Genomic DNA, 5709 nt, shown 5'->3' with positions numbered 1-5709 from the left:
CGCAAGGGGTGTCGGCGGGGTCGCGTTGATCGGAATCGCCAGCGCTATCGGGGGGGTCCCCGGGCGTCGCCCCTTAACCCCGACCCCCCCCCGCCCGCACCCTATTTCGGGGGGGGGGCGGGTTCCGCGTTTCCGGCCCGACTGCTAACGTGGTCTCAAAATGAGACTAGTTCTACCGATGTAGGGAGCCGCACGATGGCGCCGACCGACCACGACAGCAGCGATTTCGCCGTGCTCCAGCGCTTGGCCGACGACCGCTGGACCTGCAGGCAATTCCTGCCCGACGAGGTCGACCGCGCGACCATCGAACGACTGCTGAGCCTCACCCAGCGCACCCCGTCGTGGTGCAACACCCAGCCGTGGCAGGTCGTGGTCACCGCGGGCGAAGGCACCGAGCGATTCCGCAAGGAACTGCTCACCCACATCCAAACCAACGGCACCGCACCGGATTTCGAGTTCCCCGCCCAATACGCCGGTGTCTACCGCGACCGCCGACGCGAATGCGGCTTCCAGCTCTACGACAGCGTCGGCATCGCCAAGGGCGACCACGAGAACACGATGCGCCAGATGGTCCGCAATTTCGAATTCTTCGACGCACCCCACGTCGCCATCGTCACCTCCGAAGCCGACCTCGGCATCTACGGCGCCATCGACTGCGGCCTCTGGCTCGAATCCTTCCTCCTCGGCGCCCAAGCCCTCGGCCTCGCCGCCGCCCCCCAAGCCGCCCTGGCCTCCTACTCCCCCTTCCTCCGCGACTACTTCGACCTCCCCACCCACCGCAAAGTCGTCTTCGGCGTCTCCTTCGGCCACCCCGACCTCGACCACCCGATCAACACCTTCCGCACCACCCGCACCCCCCTGGACAACCAGATCACCTGGCACACCAGCTGATCCGGAACAAGATCACCACGCTGTGGTGCAGGTCGGCTCTCGCTTGGGCTCACACCAGAGCGTGGTGATCATCCGTCCAGGCGGTCGCCTCAGGCGGAACGCGAGGTCGAGGTGAGGCCGGGGCCCGGTTCCGGCACGATGTCTCGCGCGGCGACCTCGGCTTCGCACTTGTCGCAGGTCAGGTGTACGTGGGCTTCGCCGCCGCAACCTTTGTGCCGGTACTCCACCGGTGGGCCGTCCGGCGCCATGTACGCATCGCCCCAGTCCCGGATCGCCATCAGGATCGGGTAGATGGCGTGACCTTTCTCGGTCAGCCGGTACTCCTCATAGGCCCCGTCCTCGGCAGGCCGCTTCACCAGGATCTCGTGCTCGATCAGCCGATCCAGCCGATCCAGCAACCGGCTCCGCGAAATCCCCAGCGCACTCTGAAACGCGTTGAACCGCCGCACCCCGGCAAAGCAGTACTTGAGCACCAGCAGTGTCCACCGGTCCCCGAAGATCACCAGCGGCCGCGTGATCGAACACGGGACGTCGGCGAGTTCCTCATAGCGCACCCTGCCATTATGCGCGCCATAGCCGCCCGGGACGGCAGGTGTCCACACCGCCGAAGGTGGTCGGGTCCCCCTTTATCCGGTGGATGGACTGCTCTCGACCGAATTCGCCCGCGACCTTCGTCGCAGCTTGGCGGCCACGACATCGCGCAGCGGTGCGTCCGGCATCTTCCACCAGCCCGAGGTCTGCCACTTCGATCGGGTCGACAACAGCTCCACCTCGCACTGCTCGGCGGCAACCAGATCCACCGGTCCGGTAGCCCCGGCGAAGATGCCCTCGCGCCGGCGGTCGACCCGATTCAGAATGCGGTTGCTGCGCGGGATGTTCTTGCGTGAGCTCTTGTCGTTCTCGCCGTAGCAGTTACGACGATCCTTCGCGTAACTGAGCGCCTTCTTCTCCTGCGGACTTCTCCGAACCACCGATCCCCGTCCCTCCGTGTGGAGGTCAGGCTACGGGTCAGTGCGCCAGACCGCACGTGAGTTACCGCCCTACCGGATTCGTGCGCACAGATAATCGGTCGGCAAACAGCCCTGTGCGTGGTGGGATCTCGCGGTGAACAGGCGCCGGAGCTGAACGCGAAACGGCCGCCGCCACTTCCTGTTTCAGGGAGATGGCGACGGCCGCGGAACAACTACCGCATGGCGATCAGAGCGGAATGTTCTTGTGGTGGCTCTTGCGGGCAGGGGCCGAGGCCAGGGCCGCGGCGATGATGCTGCGGGTCTTGGCGGGGTCGATGACCTCGTCGACGACGCCGATGGCGACGGCGCGTTCGACGCCGCCCGCGATCTGCTCGTGTTCGGCGGTCAGGCGCTCGTGGAGGGCTTCGCGTTCGGCTTCGGGGGCGGCCGCGAGTGCCTTCTTGTGCAGGATGCCGACGGCGGCCTTGGCGCCCATGACGGCGACTTCGGAGCCGGGCCACGCGTAGACGGCGGTGGCGCCGAGGGAGCGGGCGTTCATCGCGATGTAGGCGCCGCCGTAGATCTTGCGGGTCACCAGGGTGACGCGGGGGACGCGGGCTTCGGCGAACGCGTGCAGCAGCTTCGCACCGCGGCGGACGACGCCCTCGAGTTCCTGGCCGACGCCGGGCAGGTAGCCGGGGACGTCGGTGACGACGATCAGCGGGATGCCGAACGCGTCGCACAGGCGCACGAAACGTGAAGCCTTCTCAGCGCTTTCGGAGTTCAGGCAGCCGCCGAGGCGCAGCGGGTTGTTGGCCAGCACGCCGACGGTGCGGCCGCCGAGGCGACCGAGGCCGACGACCATGCTGCGGGCGTAGCCACCCTGCAGCTCCTCGAAGGAGGATTCACCGTCGACGTTGTCGAGCAGCTCGTGGATGATCGGCTTCACGTCGTAGGCGCGCTTGGGCGAGGCGGGCAGCATCGCCTTCAGGTCGACGTCACCGTGCTCGGCGACGGCCTGGTCGAACTCGCCCTGCTCGGCGAACATCGAGACCAGCCGGCGGGCGCGATGCAGGGCATCGGCTTCGTCGTCGGCGGCGATGTGGCACACGCCGGACTTCTTGAAGTGTGTGGTCGGCCCGCCCAGGGTCTCCATGTCGACGTTCTCGCCGGTCACCGAACGCACGACGTCCGGACCGGTGACGAAGACACGGCCCTCGGGGGCCATGATGACGATGTCGGTCAGCGCGGGACCGTAGGCGGCGCCACCGGCCGCGAAGCCGAGCACCACGGAGATCTGTGGGACCAGGCCGGACGCGCGGACCATCGCCTCGAAGACCAGGCCCACCGCGTGCAGCGCCTCGACACCTTCGGCGAGGCGAGCGCCGCCGGAGTGCCACAGGCCGACGACCGGGATGCCGGAGTCGATGGCGGTGTCGATCGCGTCGACGATGTGCTTGCAGCCCTCGACGCCCATCGCGCCGCCCATGACGGTCGCGTCCGAGCAGTAGGCCACGGTGCGGACACCGTCGACCTCGCCGATCGCGGCCAGCACGCCGGACTTGTCCCGCGGGTGCAGCGGAAGCACGGTGCCGGGATCGAAGAATCGCTGCAGCCGGCCCAGCGGGTCACGCGGATCGGTCGTCGTGTCGTTGAACGCGGGAGCAATGATGGTCATCGCGTCGTCGTCTCCTGCCATCGTTGAGATTCTCGCCGCTACGGCGGCTGCGTATGGCGAACCGCCGGTGGGGTCGAACCATTGAGTTGGCGCGACCCCACCGGCGATCGTGAATGCAGTCGGCGGCTACGCCCGACCGAAGGCGAGCGCGACGTTGTGCCCACCGAAACCGAAGGAGTTGTTGATCGCGTACTCGATTTCCTGGTGACGGGCCTGCCCGTGCACCACATCGAGATCGATCGCCGGATCCTGGTTGTCCAGGTTCAGCGTCGGCGGAACGACGCCGTCCCTGATGGCCAGCACGGTGAGGATGGACTCGAGAGCGCCGACGGCGCCGATCGAGTGGCCCAGTGCCGACTTCGGTGCATAGACCGAAGCGTGTTTGCCCACTGCCAAGTTGATCGCGTTGGCCTCGGCGGTGTCGCCGATGGGGGTCGCGGTCGCGTGGGCGTTGATGTGGGTGATGTCGCGCTTGGTCAGACCGGCGGTCTGCATCGCGCGGGTCATCGCCCTTGCCGCACCGGTGCCCTCGGGATCGGGGGCCACCAGGTGGTAACCATCGGAGGTGATGCCCGCACCCAGCAGACGCGCGTGGATGGTGGCACCGCGCGCCTTGGCGTGCTCCTCGGTCTCGATGGTCATGAGCGCCCCGGCCTCGCCGAAGACGAAGCCGTCACGATCCTTGTCGAACGGCCGTGAGGCGCCCTTCGGATCGTCGTTGCGGGTGCTCGTGGCACGCATCATGGAGAAGGCCGCGATCGGGACGTCGGAGATGAAGCCCTCGACACCGCCGGTGACGACCATGTCGGCGTCACCCATCACGATCATCCGCCACGCGTTGGCGATGGCTTCCGAACCCGACGAGCACGCCGAGACCGGAGTGACCACTCCCGCCCTGGCCTTCAGCTCGAGACCGACGACGGCCGACGGACCGTTCGGCATGACCATCTGAACAGCCAGCGGCGAGATCTTGCGGTAGCCGCCGTTCTTCAGCTTGTCGACCGAGTCGATCAGCGCGTCGCCGCCGCCGAGACCGGTGCCGATCGCGACACCCAGACGGTCGTGGTCGACCTCCGGGCTGCCCGCGTTCTTCCACACCTCGCGACCGAGGACGGTCGCCAGGCGCTCGACATACGCCATGCGGCGGATCTCGACCCGGCTCAGGAGCGTGTCGGGGCTGACTTTCAGGTGACCGCCGATCCGCACCGGCAGGTCGTATTCCTCGATGAAGGGATCGTCGAGAACGTCGATTCCGCTCTCGCCGTTGAGGAGTCCCTTCCACGTCGCATCGACGTCACCCGCGATCGACGTGGTCGCCGCCATGCTGGTGACGACGACGTTGGGGAAATTCCCGTTCAGGGTGGAAGGAGTGGTCACTGGTTCAGCCCTACTCGGCGTCGAACTTGGCCTTGAGCTCCGCGGCGGCGTCGGAGTTCTCCGCCTCGAGCTTCTGGATGTAGGAGACAGCGTCACCCACGGTCTTCAGGCTGGCAAGGTCCTCGTCGGGGATCTTGACGCCGTACTTGTCCTCGGTCTGCACAGCGATCTCGACCATGGACAGCGAATCGATGTCCAGGTCGTCGACGAAGGACTTCTCGATGGTCACCTCGGAGGGTTCGATACCCGTAACCTCTTCGATGATCTTGCCGAGTTCTTCGACGATCTGTTCCTGGGTCAGAGCGGCCACTTTGGTGGCTCCCTTCTTGTTCTCATTTGGTAGGGGTCTTGAACGGCCGGCACCTCGTCGTGCGCGACCGCGTGGGGAAAGCTAGCCGGAGATGGTCAGTTCGACCAACGCGGGGAGGTCTTCCGGGGTCTTCAGGGCCAGGTTGGGCGTGCCCTTCAGTTCCCGCTTGGCAATACCGACGAGGGTGCCCGCCGGCGGCAGTTCGGCCACGGCCGAGACAGCTGCCTCGCGGACGGTCTCGGTGCACAGGTCCCAGCGCACGGGGCGGGTGACCTGAGCGGCGAGCTTGTCGATCGCGTCGGCGCCCGAGGTGACCGGCTTGCCGTCGAAGTTCGACAGCAGCGTCCGGATCGGGTCGCTCGGCGAGATCTGAGCGATGGCATCAGCGACAGCAGCCTGCGCCGGGGCCATGAAAGCGGTGTGGAACGCACCGGCGACGGGCAACGCGCGGACCCGTGCCTTCTCCGGCGGGTTCGCGGCGAGCTCCGCCAGAGCTTCCAGGC

7 protein-coding genes are annotated in these 5709 nt (G+C 67.2%); 1 reads left to right on the top strand and 6 read right to left on the bottom strand.

Annotated elements, in window-relative coordinates; genetic code table 11:
• Nucleotides 1–195 precede the first annotated feature (195 nt).
• Nucleotides 196–891: a nitroreductase family protein gene (locus ACFWPJ_RS22765; RefSeq protein ID WP_378854392.1), complete on the top strand. Its 696-nt coding sequence runs from the start codon at nucleotides 196–198 to the stop codon at nucleotides 889–891.
• Between the two features lie 89 nt (nucleotides 892–980).
• On the opposite strand, the gene ACFWPJ_RS22760 is transcribed toward ACFWPJ_RS22765, so the two are convergent.
• From ACFWPJ_RS22760 to ACFWPJ_RS22735, 6 genes are all read right to left on the bottom strand, one after another.
• Complete coding sequence (locus ACFWPJ_RS22760) at nucleotides 981–1493, bottom strand: winged helix-turn-helix transcriptional regulator (protein WP_378854390.1); 513 nt, start codon at nucleotides 1491–1493, stop codon at nucleotides 981–983.
• A 24-nt stretch (nucleotides 1494–1517) separates the two neighbouring features.
• Nucleotides 1518–1862, bottom strand: coding sequence for a hypothetical protein (locus tag ACFWPJ_RS22755; protein WP_378854388.1), 345 nt, complete (start codon nucleotides 1860–1862; stop codon nucleotides 1518–1520).
• A 226-nt stretch (nucleotides 1863–2088) separates the two neighbouring features.
• A complete protein-coding gene (locus ACFWPJ_RS22750) occupies nucleotides 2089–3519 on the bottom strand; it encodes an acyl-CoA carboxylase subunit beta (RefSeq protein WP_378854394.1) in 1431 nt (476 codons plus the stop codon).
• A 126-nt stretch (nucleotides 3520–3645) separates the two neighbouring features.
• Nucleotides 3646–4896 carry a KasA/KasB family beta-ketoacyl-ACP synthase gene (locus ACFWPJ_RS22745; RefSeq protein ID WP_378854386.1) on the bottom strand — a complete coding sequence of 417 codons (1251 nt, stop codon included), beginning with the start codon at nucleotides 4894–4896 and terminating at the stop codon, nucleotides 3646–3648.
• Nucleotides 4897–4906: 10 nt separating this feature from the next.
• Nucleotides 4907–5206 carry a meromycolate extension acyl carrier protein AcpM gene (gene acpM / locus ACFWPJ_RS22740; RefSeq protein WP_019046010.1) on the bottom strand — a complete coding sequence of 100 codons (300 nt, stop codon included), beginning with the start codon at nucleotides 5204–5206 and terminating at the stop codon, nucleotides 4907–4909.
• Between the two features lie 81 nt (nucleotides 5207–5287).
• Nucleotides 5288–5709, bottom strand: a 422-nt coding sequence (locus tag ACFWPJ_RS22735; RefSeq protein ID WP_378854384.1) for an ACP S-malonyltransferase, incomplete at its 5' end; no start/stop codon positions are given.

This window comes from Nocardia sp. NPDC058497 (genome assembly GCF_042720195.1).
GTDB lineage: Bacteria > Actinomycetota > Actinomycetes > Mycobacteriales > Mycobacteriaceae > Nocardia.
Note: the sequence above shows the minus strand (reverse complement) of the source record. Positions and strands in the feature narration are given on the sequence as shown.